At 69.1% G+C, this 14,239-nt stretch carries 10 protein-coding genes; 5 read left to right on the top strand and 5 right to left on the bottom strand.

All coding sequences use genetic code 11. The features are described 5' to 3' along the window. Positions 1-134: 134 nt before the first annotated feature. From LRR16_RS02870 to LRR16_RS02850, 5 genes are all read right to left on the bottom strand, one after another. On the bottom strand, positions 135-1,283 hold the full coding sequence (locus LRR16_RS02870) for a BMP family ABC transporter substrate-binding protein (RefSeq protein WP_232204751.1): 1,149 nt from the start codon (positions 1,281-1,283) through the stop codon (positions 135-137). A 75-nt stretch (positions 1,284-1,358) separates the two neighbouring features. Beyond that, a complete protein-coding gene (locus tag LRR16_RS02865) occupies positions 1,359-2,279 on the bottom strand; it encodes an ABC transporter permease (protein WP_232204750.1) in 921 nt (306 codons plus the stop codon). Positions 2,280-2,305: 26 nt separating this feature from the next. Continuing rightward, entirely contained in the window at positions 2,306-3,412 is a 1,107-nt protein-coding gene (locus tag LRR16_RS02860) for an ABC transporter permease (protein ID WP_232204749.1), read from the bottom strand. Continuing rightward, complete coding sequence (locus tag LRR16_RS02855) at positions 3,405-4,985, bottom strand: ABC transporter ATP-binding protein (protein WP_232204748.1); 1,581 nt, start codon at positions 4,983-4,985, stop codon at positions 3,405-3,407. The genes LRR16_RS02860 and LRR16_RS02855 overlap by 8 nt, the downstream gene beginning before the upstream one ends. Before the next feature lie 352 nt (positions 4,986-5,337). Then, a complete protein-coding gene (locus LRR16_RS02850; RefSeq protein ID WP_232204747.1) occupies positions 5,338-6,099 on the bottom strand; it encodes a GntR family transcriptional regulator in 762 nt (253 codons plus the stop codon). 186 nt (positions 6,100-6,285) lie between these two features. Between LRR16_RS02850 and LRR16_RS02845 the strand changes: the two genes are divergently transcribed. The 5 genes from LRR16_RS02845 to LRR16_RS02825 all read left to right on the top strand — a co-directional run bounded on the left by LRR16_RS02845 (position 6,286) and on the right by LRR16_RS02825 (position 14,020). Then, entirely contained in the window at positions 6,286-7,506 is a 1,221-nt protein-coding gene (locus LRR16_RS02845; RefSeq protein WP_232204746.1) for an alanine--glyoxylate aminotransferase family protein, read from the top strand. Positions 7,507-7,521: 15 nt separating this feature from the next. Beyond that, positions 7,522-10,689, top strand: a complete 3,168-nt coding sequence (locus LRR16_RS02840; protein WP_232204745.1) for an FAD-binding and (Fe-S)-binding domain-containing protein — start codon at positions 7,522-7,524, stop codon at positions 10,687-10,689. 177 nt (positions 10,690-10,866) lie between these two features. After that, positions 10,867-11,850: a tripartite tricarboxylate transporter substrate binding protein gene (locus LRR16_RS02835; protein ID WP_064573746.1), complete on the top strand. Its 984-nt coding sequence runs from the start codon at positions 10,867-10,869 to the stop codon at positions 11,848-11,850. Positions 11,851-11,919: 69 nt separating this feature from the next. Next, entirely contained in the window at positions 11,920-12,483 is a 564-nt protein-coding gene (locus LRR16_RS02830; protein WP_232204744.1) for a tripartite tricarboxylate transporter TctB family protein, read from the top strand. Between the two features lie 10 nt (positions 12,484-12,493). Beyond that, a complete protein-coding gene (locus tag LRR16_RS02825; protein ID WP_023263323.1) occupies positions 12,494-14,020 on the top strand; it encodes a tripartite tricarboxylate transporter permease in 1,527 nt (508 codons plus the stop codon). The last annotated feature ends 219 nt before the right edge of the window (positions 14,021-14,239 follow it).

Raw genomic sequence — 14,239 nt, 5'->3', positions numbered from 1 at the left:
AAGGGACGGTCGAATTGCGTACGTCAGCAACCAGTGCCCGCGCCGCTTGCCCTCTCCCCCGACCCCTCTCCCGCCTGGCGGGAGAGGGAGCAAACAAGCGGCAGAGGTCAGACGTCGCCAGCAGAGCGTCCCGATCAACCCGGAATCTGCCCCTCGACGCCCTCGACATAGAACTTGATGCCGTGCAGGAACTTGTCGTCGGCGACCTGGCCCTCGGCGAGCTGTTCCTTGCCGGTGTTGTCCTTGATCGGGCCCTTCCAGATCGGCGCGCTGCCCTCGATGATGCCGCGGCGGCGCTCGGCGACCAGCGCCTTGACGTCCTCCGGCACATCGGCGTTGAAGCCGGTCAGGTCGATCATGTTCTCCTTCAGGCCCCACCAGGTGGTGCCGTTGGTCCAGGTGCCGCTGAGCACGTCGCCGACCACCTTGTTGTAGTAGACGCCCCACGAGATCACCGACGCCGCCAGATGGGCCTTCGGACCGAACTTGCTCATGTCGCTGTCCCAGCCGAATGCGTGCACGCCCTTTTCCTGCGCGGTCTGCACCACGGCGGCGGAGTCGGTGTTCTGCATCAGCATGTCGACGCCCTGGCCGATCAGCGTGGTCGCGGCCTCGCGCTCCTTGCCCGGATCGAACCACTTGTTGACCCAGACCACCTTGACGGTCGCGCTCGGATTGACGCTGCGCGCGCCGAGCGCGAACGAGTCGATGTTGCGGATCACCTCGGGGATCGGCACCGACGCGACCACGCCCATCTTGCCGGTCTTGCTCATCTTGCCCGCGACCACGCCGGCCAGGTACGCGCCCTCATAGGTGCGCACATCGTACTGGGCGACGTTCTCCGCGGTCTTGAAGCCGGTCGCATGCTCGAAGCGGACGTCCGGAAATTCCTTGGCGACCTTCAGCATCGATTCCATGTAGCCGAAGGTGGTGCCGAAGATCAGCTTGTTGCCCTGGCTGGCCAGGTCGCGGAACACGCGCTCGGCATCGGCGGCCGATTCGGGGATGTTCTCGACATAGGTGGTCTTGACCTTGTCGCCGAATTTCTCCTCGACCGCCTTGCGGCCGCGGTCGTGCGCATAGGTCCAGCCGGCGTCGCCGACCGGTCCGATATAGACGAAGGCGACCTTCAGCGGCTCGCCCGCCTGGCCGGCGGCCGGCGCGGAAGCCGCGCCCGGTGCGGGCTGCTCGGCCTCCTTCTTGCCGCAGCCGGCCAGCGTGGCGACCGCCAGCAGCGTGGTGGCGGCCAGCGTCGCGAGGGACTTCCTGCGCGTGACGATCATCGATTTCTCCTTGTGTTGAATGCGCGATTGGACACGCGCGTTGGCTCTTGCTGGAAAACGTTTGCGGGAAATGGGTCAGGCGTTGCCGGGGCGGAATGGCCGTCCCAGCGACGCCGGCATATTGAGGCGAATCCACGCCGGATTGCGCGAGATCAGCGCCAGCACGACGATGGTGGCCGCGTACGGCAGCATCGACAGGATCTGCGACGGCGCGGACACGCCGATGCCCTGCAGGTAGAACTGCAGGATCGTCACGCCGCCGAACAGCCAGGCGCCGACCAGCACGCGGCCGGGCCGCCAGGTGGCGAAGGTGGTCAGCGCCAGCGCGATCCAGCCGCGCCCGGCGACCAGGTTCTCGACCCACATCGGCGTATAGACCAGCGACAGATAGGCGCCGGCCAGACCGCAGCAGCCGCCGCCGAACAGCAGCGCGGCGAAGCGGATCCAGCGCACCGGATAGCCGAGCGCGTGCGCCGACTCGGGCGATTCGCCGATCGCGCGCAGCGTCAGCCCGGCGCGCGTGCGGAACAGGAACCACATGATGGCCAGGCACAGCAGCACGCTGGCATAGACCATCCAGTGATGCTGGAACAAGGCCGGACCGACGAAGGGCAGGTCGCCCAGCACCGGCACCTTGCTGCCCTGCGCGGGCATTGCATGGCCGACGAAGCGCTGGCCCATGAAGGCCGACAGGCCGGTGCCGAAGATCGACAGCGCGAGGCCCGTGGCGACCTGGTTGGTGGCCAGCACCAGCGCCAGCCACGCGAACAGCGTGGCCATCGCCATGCCGGCCAGCGCGCCGGCGACGAAGCCGAGCAGCGGCGACTGGGTCTGGTAGCCGACCATGAAGCCGAACACCGCGGCGACCAGCATCATGCCTTCGGCGCCGAGGTTCAGCACGCCGGCGCGTTCGTTGATCAAGAGGCCGAGCGCGGCAAGCAGCAGCGGCGTGCCGGCATTGATCGCGGTGGCGACAAGGGGAGCGAATTGTTCCATGAGCGGATATCGGTAGAGCCGCCGGATCAGCGGGCGGCCGCCGCGCGCCAGCGCAGGCGGTGGTCGATCAGGCTGTCGCAGGCGAGCAGGAAGAACAGCAGCATCCCCTGGAACACCCAGCCGATGGCCGACGGCAGGCCCAGGCGCGATTGCGCCATCTCGCCGCCGATATAGAACAGCGACATCACGATGCCGCCGAACACCGCGCCGACCGGATGCAGCCGGCCGACGAAGGCGACGATGATCGCGGTAAAGCCGTAGCCCGGCGAGATCGACGGCAGCAGCTGGCCGATCGGTCCCACCACTTCGAACGCGCCCGCGAGCCCGGCGAAGCCGCCGGAGATCAGCAGCGCCATCCACAGCGAGGCGCGCGCCGAGAAGCCTGCGTAGCGCGCGGCCGACGGCGCGGTGCCGCCGACCTGCAGCCGGTAGCCGGCGAAGCTGCGGAACAGGAACACCGTCATCACCGCCACCAGCACCAGCATCACGGCGAAGCCCGCGTGCAGCCGCGAGCCGGACATCAGGTTGGGCAGCAGGAACTCCGACGAGAACACCCTGGACTGCGGGAAATTCATGCCCTGCGGATCCTTCAGCGGCCCGTTGACCACGTAGAGGATCAGCTGCTGCGCGATGTACGTCAGCATCAGCGAGACCAGGATCTCGTTGGCGTTGAAGCGGTCGCGCAGCAGCGCGGTGATGCCGGCCCACAGCATGCCGCCGGCGATGCCGGCGAGCGAAGCGAGCACCAGCACCGCGACGCCGCTGACCGCATGGCCGGGCACGTCGAACCACAGCACCGTCGCCGCGGCGAAGATGCCGCCGAGGATCAGCTGGCCCTCGGCGCCGATGTTCCAGACGTTGGCCCGGTAGCAGACCGACAGCCCCAGGGCGCACAGCACCAGCGGCACGGTCTTGAGCAGCACCTCGCCGAGCGCGCGCTTGTCCTTGACCGGATCGACCAGGAAGACCTTCAGCGCGGCCATCGGGTCCTTGCCGAGCAGCACGAACAGCAGCGCGCCGAAGGCCAGCGTCAGCGCCAGCGCGATCACCGGCGAGGCATAGGCCATCGGGCGCGACGGCAGGCCGCGGGGGGCCAGCGAAACGGGGAAGGCGAAGCCGAGCGATCTAGCCATGGGCGCGCGCCTCCGCGACGTCATGCCGGCCTTCGTCCTGGCCGCCGGGTCCGCCTTGCCACAGCCCGCTCATCCACAGGCCGATCTGTTCTCGCGTGGCATCCTCGACCGGGATCGACGGCGACAGCCGCCCCTTGGCGATCACGTGCAGCCGGTCGCAGATCGCGAACAGCTCGTCGAGCTCCTCCGATACGACCAGGATCGCGCAGCCGGTCGCCTTCAGCGCCAGCAGCTCGTTGTGGATCTGCGCGGCGGCGCCGACGTCGACGCCCCAGGTCGGCTGCGCGACGATCAGCACGCCGGGGCCGCTCTCGATCTCGCGGCCGACGATGAACTTCTGCAGGTTGCCGCCGGACAGGCTGCGCGCCAGTGCGTCGGGACCGCCGGCCTTGACGCGAAAGCGCTGGATGATCGCGGCCGCGAGCCCGGCCGCCGCCTTCGGCGACACCAGCCCGCGCCGCACATAGGGCGGGTCCTGGTGCGACAGCAGCGTATTGTCGGCCAGGCTCATGCCGGGCACCGCGCCGCGGCCCAGCCGCTCCTCGGGCACGAAGGCCAGGCCCGCGCGCCGGCGCGCCCGGGCATCGAGCCGGCCGACCGGTTTGCCGTCGAGCGCGATCGCGTCGCGCGCGGCGCGCGTGTCCTCGCCCGACAGCGCCGCCAGCAATTCCTGCTGGCCGTTGCCGGAGACGCCCGCGATGCCGACGATCTCGCCGGCATGCAGCTCGAGCGAGATGTCCTCGAGCGCGGTGGCGAACGCATGCGCGCGCGGCAGCGACAGCGCGCGCACCGACAGCCGCAGCGCCCCGCGCGGCGTGGCCACGCGCGCCTCGCGCGGCGGCTCGCCGCCGATCATCATGCGCGACAGCGAGGCCGCGCTTTCCTGGCGCGGGTCGCACAGGCCGGTAACCCGGCCCATCCGCATCACGGTGGCGCGATGGCACAGCGCGCGGATCTCGTCGAGCTTGTGGCTGATGTAGAGAATGCTGGTGCCTTCGTCGGCGAGCTGGCGCAGCGTGACGAACAGCGTCTGCACCGCCTGCGGCGTCAGCACCGAAGTCGGCTCGTCGAGGATCAGCAATTGCGGCCGCGCCAGCAGCGCGCGGACGATCTCGACGCGCTGGCGCTCGCCGACCGACAGCGTATGCACATGGCGCTCGGGCTCGAGCGGCAGGCCGTAGCGCGCGGCCGTCTCGCGGATCCGTGCGGCCAGCGCCTTCATCGAGGTGCCGCCGCGCTGCGCGGCCGGCAGCCCCAGCGCAATGTTCTCGGTCACGGTCAGCGTGTCGAACAGCGAGAAATGCTGGAACACCATCGCGATGCCCAGGTCGCGGGCGTCGTGCGGACTGTCGATGACGACCGGCGCGCCGTTGAAGTGCATGTGGCCGGCGTCTGGCTTGACCGCGCCGAAGATGATCTTCATCAGGGTCGACTTGCCGGCGCCGTTCTCGCCGAGCACGGCATGGATTTCGCCGGGAGCGACGGTCAGCGAGACGTCGTCGTTGGCGGTCACGCCGGGATAGCGCTTGACGATATGGGCAAGCGCCAGCCTGGGGGTGGAATTGGATGTCACTGAGGCGGCTCTGGTTGTCGTGGCAGCTTCGTCCGTCGGCACTGCGCGGCACCGGGGCAGACCGCGGGGAAGCGGCGCCACGGCACGGCGGCAGCGGTCAGCAGTGAACAGCGGCAAGGCGAAGGCCAGCATGGCCGGGGCGCCTGGCCGCGTCATCACGGAAGCGTAATGCCTGTTATCAGGTCGGGATTATATAAGTGCGCGGGTCTCGCAACGGCCGCCGTGACCGCCGCTGCAGGCCCCGCAACGGATGGCGGACGGTTGCAAGTCGCATGCCGGATGCGCGGCGGGGAAAGAGAAGAAAGGGGGAAGGCCCGGCGAACGCGGGCCCTCGAAGGGCTGTCTGGGGCGCTCAGGCAGCGGAGGCCGAAGCCCCGGTGTTCTCGCCCGCCTCGCTGCCGGTGCGCTCCGCGGCCAGCGAGCCCTGCATCACCGCCTCGCGCTTCTCCAGCAGATGCTGGCGCAGGATCGCGGCGAGCCGTTTGCCGTCGCGCGCTTCCAGCGCCTGGATCATGGCCTCGTGGTCCTGCACCGCGCGGTCCCATTTCTGGGTCTGCTGGTTGGAGCGGAAGCGCAGCGCCTTGAGCCGGCGGTTGATCGACAGATAGGTCTGGCGCAGCACGCCATTGCGCGCGGCCGCGTTGATGCGGTCGTGGATCTCCTGGTTGCGGCTGTAGTAGCCCGACAGATCGTTCTGCGCGCGGCAGGCCAGCATCGCGTAATGCAGCGCCTTGATCTGCGCCAGCTCGGCCGGCGTGATGCGTTCGCAGGCCAGTTCGCCGGCAAAGGCTTCGAGTCCGGCCATCAGCTCGAAGGTCTCCCAGATCTCGGCCTCGGTCATCCGCGACACGCTGGCGCCGCGGTTCGGCGAGATCTCGATCAGGTTCTCGGCGGCCAGCACCTTGAACGCTTCGCGCAGCGGCGTGCGCGAAATCCCCAGCGTCTCGCACAGTTCGCGCTCGTTGAGCTTCATGCCGGGCTTGAGCACGCCCTCGGTGATGAACTTGCGCAGGTGCTCGACCACGGTGTCGTGCAGGCGCTGGCGCTCCAGCCGGGGCAGCAGCGGGGTGGCGCCGCTGTCGGGCAGCGGTTCCCCTTCGGCGGAATTTTGCATTCAAAGTCCTTATCCGTGATGTCCCGGCCATTCTAGCGCAGAGTCGCCGGCAACTGTCCCGCAGCCCGCGTGGCGCTGGCAATGCGGGTAAACGAGCGCGCTTCCGGGGCAATTTCCGCTTGGGCTGGCCGACCTCGGCTGCTACAGTATTTTGAATTCAAAATTCAACAAGGAGGTACCAGTCCCATGATCTCGCTCGACTTTCACCCCGCCGGCCGCCATTTCCTGCAGATTCCGGGACCGAGTCCGGTACCGGATCGCATCCTGCGTGCGATCAGCTATCCGACCATCGACCATCGCGGGCCGGAATTCGGGGCGCTCGGGCGCAAGGTGCTGGCGGACATCCGCAAGATATTCAAGACCGAGCACCCGGTGATCATCTACCCGGCCTCGGGCACCGGCGCCTGGGAGGCCGCGCTGTCGAACACCACGAGCCCGGGCGATACCGTGCTGATGTACGAGACCGGGCATTTCGCCACGCTGTGGAAGTCGATGGCCGAGTCGCTCGGCCTGAAGCCGGAATTCCTCGGCCTGCCCGGCATCGAGGGATGGCGCCGCGGCGTGCAGGCCGACATGATCGAGGCGCGGCTGCGCGAGGACAGCGGCCATCGGATCCGCGCGGTCTGCGTGGTGCACAACGAGACCTCGACCGGCGTGACCTCCGACATCGCCGCGGTGCGCCGCGCGATCGATGCGGCGGGCCATCCGGCGCTGCTGATGGTCGATACGATCTCGGGCCTGGCCTCGGCCGACTACCGGCATGACGAGTGGGGCGTGGACGTGACGGTGTCGGGCTCGCAGAAGGGCCTGATGCTGCCGCCGGGCATCAGCTTCAACGCGCTGTCGCCGAAGGCCATCGCGGCCAGCAAGGAGGCGCGCATGCCGCGCAGCTTCTGGCGCTGGGACGAGATCATCGAGGCCAACAAGAACGGCTACTGGCCGTACACGCCGAACACCAACCTGCTGTACGGCCTGTCCGAGGCGCTCGACATGATCCTGGAGGAGGGGCTGGACAACGTGTTCGCGCGCCACCAGCGCCTCGGCGAGGCGACGCGCCGCGCGGTGCGCGCCTGGGGCCTGGAGATCCAGTGCGCCGATCCGGCGGTCTACAGCCCGGTGCTGACCGGCGTGATGATGCCCGAAGGCGTCGACGCCGACGCGGTCCGCAAGCGCATCTACGAACGCTTCAACATGTCGCTGGGCCAGGCGCTCGGCAAGATGCGCGGCAAGATGTTCCGCATCGGCCATCTCGGCGATTGCAACGACCTGACGCTGATGGCGACGCTGTCGGGCTGCGAGATGGGGCTGAAGCTGTCGGGCGTGCCGCTGCAGGGCAGTGGCGTCGCGGCGGCGATGGAGTACCTGACCTCCCATGCCGACACCCCGGTGCTGAAGGCCGCTGCCTGAGCGGATGGAGCTGCGATGACGGATCTGTCCACGCCGTTGGCCCCTTCATTGGCTGCCTCGCCGATCGTCAAGCCGCTGCACTTCGTCCGCGCCGAAGGCGGCCCCGGCTCGCCGCTGGCCACGCGGCTGCGGCGCGAGCTGCGCGGCGACGTGCTGTTCGACCGCGCCAGCCGCGGCCGCTATGCGACCGACGCGTCGATCTACCAGATCATGCCGGTCGGCGTGGTGGTGCCGCGCGACCAGCGTGACCTGCTGCTGGCGCTGGAGATCGCGCGCGATGCCCATGCGCCGGTGCTGGCGCGCGGCGCCGGCACCAGCCAGTGCGGCCAGACCGTCGGCGAGGCGCTGGTGATCGACAACAGCAAGTGGCTGAACCAGGTGGTCGACTTCGATCCGGTCGCGGCCACGGTGACGGTGGAACCGGGCATCGTGCTCGACCACCTGAACGCCTGGCTCAAGCCGCATGGGCTGTGGTTCCCGGTCGATGTCTCGACCGGCGCGCAATGCACGATCGGCGGCATGGCGGGCAACAACTCCTGCGGTTCGCGCTCGCTGGCCTACGGCAACATGGTCCACAACGTGCTGGCGATCGACGCGGTGCTGGCCGACGGGGCGCAATGCCATTTCGGTTCGCTGGCGCAGCCGCCGGCCGATGCACGCGTGCTGGCGATGCTCGAGCGCCTGCGCGCGATCGCCACGCGCGAGCGAGACGAGATCGCCGAGCGCATGCCCAAGGTGCTGCGCCGGGTCGCCGGCTACAACATCGATCTGTTCGACTGCCAGAATCCGCGCGCCTATACCGACGACGGTCATGCCAACCTGTCGCATCTGCTGGTCGGCTCGGAAGGCACGCTGGCTTACAGCCGGCAGATCACGCTGAAGCTCGCGCCGCTGCCGACGCACAAGGTGCTGGGCGTGGTCAATTTCCCGACCTTCTACCAGGCGATGGAAATGACCCAGCATATCGTCGGGCTGGCGCCGGTCGCGGTCGAGCTGGTGGACCGCACGATGATCGACCTGTCGATGGCCAACCCGGCCTTCCGCCCGGTCATCGCGTCGGCGCTGCGCGGCGAGCCGCAGGCGATCCTGCTGGTCGAGTTCGCCGGCGAGGATGCCGCCGCGCTGCGCGCCGACCTCGATGCGCTCGACGAGCTGATGGGCGACCTCGGCCTGCCCGGTTCGGTGGTCAAGATGCCGGACGCCGGCGCGCAGAAGGCGCTGTGGGAAGTGCGCAAGGCGGGCCTGAACATCATGATGAGCATGAAGGGCGACGGCAAGCCGGTCTCCTTCATCGAGGACTGCGCGGTGCCGCTGCCGCATCTGGCCGAGTACACGCGCCGGCTGACCGAGGTGTTCCATCGCCACGGCACCGAGGGCACCTGGTACGCGCACGCCAGCGTCGGCACGCTGCACGTGCGGCCGATTCTGGACATGCGCCGCGACGGCGCGCAGAAGATGCGCGCGATTGCCGAGGAGGCCGCCGCGCTGGTGCGCGAGTACAAGGGCGCCTATTCGGGCGAGCACGGCGACGGCCTGTGCCGCGGCGAATGGGTGGCCTGGCAATACGGCCCGCGCATCCATGCCGCCTTCGGCGAGATCAAGGCGCTGTTCGATCCGGACAACCGCTTCAACCCGGACAAGATCGTGCGGCCGCCGAAGATGGACACGCGCGAGCTGTTCCGCTTTCCGCCCGGCTACCAGCGGCTGCCGCTGCAGCCGGCGCTCGACTGGTCGGCCTGGAACGTCAGCCGCGATCCGCTGAGCGGCGAGGAAACGCCGCCGGGCAGCGGCGGCGATCGCACCGGCGGGCTCGCCGCCGCGGTCGAGATGTGCAACAACAACGGCCACTGCCGCAAGTTCGACGCCGGCACCATGTGCCCGAGCTACCGCGTCACGCGCGACGAGCAGCATGTCACGCGCGGCCGCGCCAACACGCTGCGGCTCGCGGTGTCGGGCCAGCTCGGCGAGGCAGGACTGGCCAGCGAGGACGTCAAGGCAGTGCTCGACCTGTGCGTGTCGTGCAAGGGCTGCAAGCGCGACTGTCCGACCGGCGTCGACATGGCGCGGCTCAAGATCGAGGCGCGCCATGCGTGGGCGCAGCGTCATGGGCTGACGCTGCGCGATCGGCTGGTGGCCTTCATGCCGCGCTATGCGCCGCTGGCGAGCCGCATGTCCGGCCTGATGGCGCTGGCCGAGCGGATTCCGCTGCTGTCGGACTGGGCCAAGCGCGCGCTGGGCTTCGCGCCGCAGCGCAGCCTGCCGCGCTGGCAGCGTTCGTTTCTGTCGACGATTGCGCGTGCCGGCCGCGGCGATGCCACCCCGGCCACTGCCGGCGCCGGCGCTGCGACGGACACCGCTTCCGTCGCCGTTTCGTTTGGCGATTCATCTGTCGATGCGGCCGCCGGGGGACAGCGGGAAGTGGTGCTGTTCGTCGACACCTTTAACAACCACATGGAGCCCGAGAACGCGCGCGCCGCGCAGGCGGTGCTCGAAGCCGCCGGCTACACCGTGCATCCGCTGATGCGGCCGGGCGAGCGTCCGCTCTGCTGCGGCCGCACCTTTCTCGCCGCGGGCCTGGTCGAGCAGGCGCGGCAGGAGGCGCGGCGGCTGCTCGACGCGGTGCAGCCGTTCGTCGCGCGCGGCGTGCCGATCGTCGGGCTCGAGCCGTCGTGCCTGCTGTCGCTGCGCGACGAATTCCTCGGCTACGGCTATGGCGACGAGGCGGCGCGGTTGGCCGCCGGCGCCTTCCTGTTCGAAGAGTTCCTGGTGCGCGAGCGCCAGGCGGGGCGCCTGAGCCTGAAGCAGCTGGCGCTGCAGCCGCTGCCGCAGCGCGAGGCGCTGGTGCATGGCCACTGCCACCAGAAGGCCTTCGACGCGTTCACGCCGGTGCAGACGGTGCTGGGCTGGATTCCCGAGCTGAAGGTCACGCCGATCCAGTCCTCGTGCTGCGGCATGGCCGGCAGCTTCGGCTACGAGGCCGAGCACTACGAGGCGTCGGTGGCGATGGCCCAGCTGTCGCTGCTGCCGGCGGTGCGTGCCCGCGCGGACGACGCCATCGTCGTCGCCGACGGCACCAGCTGCCGCCATCAGATCCTTGACGGTGCCCACGCGCAGGCCTGGCACGTGGCGCGCGTGCTGGCCGCGGCGTTGACGGCGCGCGCAGGGGCGGCGGTGACGGACTAGCGAGGGGGTAGCAATACAGGGAGGACAGGCCGGCACCGTTGCCGTGCCGGCCGCAAACCAGTCCGCCGCACAGACCGCACAAGGCCGCTCGACGGCCGGCACGCGGCGGACCGATGTGACATTCCAACGAGGAGACAGGCAATGCAAAGCAAGCACAGCAAGCAGGGCAAGCGTTCGATGCTGGCGTTCGGCGCGGCCGCGCTCGCGATCGGCGGCGCGCCGGCCGCGGCATGGGCATGGGAGCCGACCAAGCCGGTCGAGATCGTCGTGCCGTTCAGCGCGGGCGGCGCGTCCGACCAGATGGCGCGCTCGATCCAGAGCATCATCGCCAAGCACAAGCTGATGAACCAGCCGGTGATCGTGGTCAACAAGGCCGGCGCCAGCGGCGCCGAGGGCCTGATGGATACCAAGGCGTCGCAGGGCAATGCGCACAAGCTGCTGGTGACATCGTCGGCGCTGTACACGGTGCCGATGGTCAGCCACCTGCCGTTCAGCTGGCGCGACCTGACGCCGATCGCGATGGTCGCGCAGGACGAGTTCGTGCTGTGGACCAATGCCGAGGCACCGTACAAGACCGTCGCCGAGTTCGTCGAGGGCGCCAAGGCCGGGGCCGGCAAGGTCAAGATGGGCGGCACCAGCTCCAAGCGCGAGGACCAGATCATCACCACGCTGATCCAGAAGAAGACCGGCGCGAAGTTCATCTACGTGCCGTACAAGGGCGGCGGCGAGGCGGCCACGCAGCTGTCGGGCAAGCATATCGACGCGAACGTCAACAACCCGTCCGAATCGATCGGCCAGTGGCGTGCCGGCGAGCACCGCGCGCTGTGCGTGTTCGCGCCCGAACGGATGGGCTACACCGCCAAGGTCACCCAGTCGCAGAGCTGGCGCGACGTGCCGACCTGCAAGGAGCAGGGGCTCGACGTCCAGTACCAGATGCTGCGCGTGTTCATGATGCCCGGCGGCATCACGCCCGATCAGCAGAAGTACTACGTCGAGCTGATGCGCAAGATCGTCGCCACGCCGGAGTGGAAGGAGTACCTCGAGCGCAATGCGCTGAAGAGCGAATTCGTCGCCGGCAAGGCGCTCGAGGACTTCCTGGTCAAGGACGAGAACGCGCACCGCGACATCCTGAAGGAAGCGGGCTTCATGGCCGCGCGCTGAGCCGGCACCGCAACGACGCGCGGCCGGCTCGACGCGGGCCGCCGCGCGCACCGACTGGGAGAGCTTTCGATGGAAACACAGCAAGAGCATGCGGCCGCCGCCGCGCACGCCGACCGGGCCGATCACGCCGACCGCGCTGATCACGCCGAGGCGGACGCGCCCGGCGTGTCGCTGCGCGCGGTCGAGCTGGTGGTGGCCGCGCTGCTGCTGGCGGCCGCCGCGGTGGTGATCTGGAGCAATCACCGCATCGGCGCCGGTTGGGCCGCCGACGGTCCGGAGGCCGGCTACTTTCCGCTGCGCGTCGGCGCGATCGTGCTGGTGTGCAGCCTGGCCGTGGCGTGGCAGGCGTGGCGCACCCCTGCGGACGCGATCTTCGCCAGCTGGCAGCAATTGCGGCAGGTCTGCGTGATCCTGCTGCCGCTGACGGTCTACGTCGCGCTGATCGGCTGGCTCGGCATCTATGTCGCATCGGCGGTCTTCATCGCCGGCTTCATGATGGCGGTCGGCAAGGCCGAATGGTGGCGCGCGGTGCTGCTGGGCGCGGGGATCAATCTGGTGCTGTTCTGGATCTTCGAGATCCAGTTCCGGGTGCCGCTGCCGAAGGGGCCGCTGGAAGCGGCGCTCGGCTTCTAGGAGGGGCACCATGGAGGAATTCAATGCGCTGATGCACGGCTTCTCGGTCGCGCTGTCGTGGCAGAACGTCGGCCTGATGTTCGTCGGCATCCTGCTCGGCATCGTGGTCGGCGTGCTGCCCGGGCTGGGCGGCCCCAATGGCGTCGCGATCCTGCTGCCGCTGACGTTCTCGATGGATCCGACCTCGGCCATCATCATGCTGTCCTGCATCTACTGGGGCGCGCTGTTCGGCGGGGCGATCACGTCGATCCTGTTCAATATCCCGGGCGAGGCCTGGTCGGTGGCGACCACCTTCGACGGCTATCCGCTGGCGCAGCGCGGCGAGGCGGGCCGCGCGCTGACGTCGGCTTTCACCGGCTCGTGCCTCGGCGCGATGGCCGGCGTGCTGCTGATCACCTGCCTCGCGCCGCTGGTGGCGAAGTTCGCGCTGCGCTTCGGCCCGCCGGAATATTTCGCGGTCTATCTGCTGACCTTCTGCAGCTTCGTCGGCATGGGCAAGGAGGCCAAGCCCAAGATCCTGATCGCGATGTGCGCTGGCTTCCTGCTGGCGGCGGTCGGCATGGACACGGTCTCCGGCACGCTGCGGATGACCTTCGGCTCGACCGAGCTGCTGCGCGGCTTCGACTTCCTGGTCGCGGTGATCGGGCTGTTCGGCATCAGCGAGATCCTGATGACGATGGAGGAGGGCGTGGCCTTCCGCGGCAAGCAGGCGCGCATCGACCTGAAGGTGGTGCTGCGTACCTGGGCCGAGCTGCCGCGCTACTGGATGACGGTGCTGCGCTCGTCGGCGATCGGCTGCTGGCTCGGCATCACGCCGGGCGGCGCCACCGCGGCGTCGTTCATGGGCTATGGCGTGGCCAAGCGGATGGCGCGCGATCCGGACTCGTTCGGCAAGGGCAATATCGAGGGCGTGGTCGCGCCCGAGACCGCCGCGCACGCGGCTGGCACCAGCGCGCTGCTGCCGATGCTGGCGCTCGGCATTCCGGGCTCGGCGACCGCCGCGGTGCTGCTCGGCGGCCTGATGATCTGGGGCCTGCAGCCGGGGCCGCTGCTGTTCCAGGAGCAGGGTCCGTTCGTCTGGGGGCTGATCGCCAGCATGTACCTGGGCAATATCGTCGGGCTGCTGGTGGTGCTGTCGACGGTGCCGCTGTTCGCCGCGATCCTGCGGATCCCGTTCTCGATCATCGCACCGCTGATCCTGGTGGTCTGCGCGATCGGCGCCTATACGGTCAACAACGCGCTGTTCGATGTCTGGCTGATGCTGGGCTTCGGCGTGATCGGCTATGTGCTGAAGAAGCTGGACTATCCGCTGGCGCCGCTGGTGCTGGCACTGGTACTGGGCGACCGCGCCGAGGACGCGTTCCGGCAGACCATGCTGGTGTCGTCGGGCTCGCTCGATATCTTCTGGTCCAACGGACTGGTCGGCACCATCATGACGCTGGCCATCCTGGTGCTGATCTGGCCGATGATCGGCGACCTGCGCGCACGGCTGCGCAAGGGCAAGGGGGTGGCGGAGGCGGTGGAGGGGAATGGGTAGGGCGCAAGGCGGCCCAGTCTCGCTGCCCTCTCCCCCGGCCCCTCTCCCGCGAGCGGGAGAGGGGAGCAAGCCAGCGGCGTCTGGTGAGTCGGTAGGTGTTCGCCTCTCCCGCTTGCGGGAGAGGGAAGCGAACCAGCAGCGTTTCGTTGATCGGAAGGTGTTCTCCCTCTCCCGCTAGCGGGAGAGGGCCGGGGGAGAGGGCCGCGGCGCATCGCGCCG

The organism is Cupriavidus sp. UGS-1 (genome assembly GCF_021213615.1).
Taxonomy (GTDB): domain Bacteria; phylum Pseudomonadota; class Gammaproteobacteria; order Burkholderiales; family Burkholderiaceae; genus Cupriavidus.
The sequence above is the reverse complement of the archived record's forward strand: the minus strand, read 5'-3'. Positions and strand labels throughout refer to the sequence as shown.

What these genes read in the sequence shown, in the direction of transcription:
- LRR16_RS02870 (WP_232204751.1), bottom strand. Translation starts at nt 1,283, where the DNA reads ATGATCGTCACGCGCAGGAAGTCCCTCGCGACGCTGGCCGCCACCACG.
- LRR16_RS02865 (WP_232204750.1), bottom strand. Translation starts at nt 2,279, where the DNA reads ATGGAACAATTCGCTCCCCTTGTCGCCACCGCGATCAATGCCGGCACG.
- LRR16_RS02860 (WP_232204749.1), bottom strand. Translation starts at nt 3,412, where the DNA reads ATGGCTAGATCGCTCGGCTTCGCCTTCCCCGTTTCGCTGGCCCCCCGC.
- LRR16_RS02850 (WP_232204747.1), bottom strand. Translation starts at nt 6,099, where the DNA reads ATGCAAAATTCCGCCGAAGGGGAACCGCTGCCCGACAGCGGCGCCACC.
- LRR16_RS02845 (WP_232204746.1), top strand. Translation starts at nt 6,286, where the DNA reads ATGATCTCGCTCGACTTTCACCCCGCCGGCCGCCATTTCCTGCAGATT.
- LRR16_RS02840 (WP_232204745.1), top strand. Translation starts at nt 7,522, where the DNA reads ATGACGGATCTGTCCACGCCGTTGGCCCCTTCATTGGCTGCCTCGCCG.
- LRR16_RS02835 (WP_064573746.1), top strand. Translation starts at nt 10,867, where the DNA reads ATGCTGGCGTTCGGCGCGGCCGCGCTCGCGATCGGCGGCGCGCCGGCC.
- LRR16_RS02830 (WP_232204744.1), top strand. Translation starts at nt 11,920, where the DNA reads ATGGAAACACAGCAAGAGCATGCGGCCGCCGCCGCGCACGCCGACCGG.
- LRR16_RS02825 (WP_023263323.1), top strand. Translation starts at nt 12,494, where the DNA reads ATGGAGGAATTCAATGCGCTGATGCACGGCTTCTCGGTCGCGCTGTCG.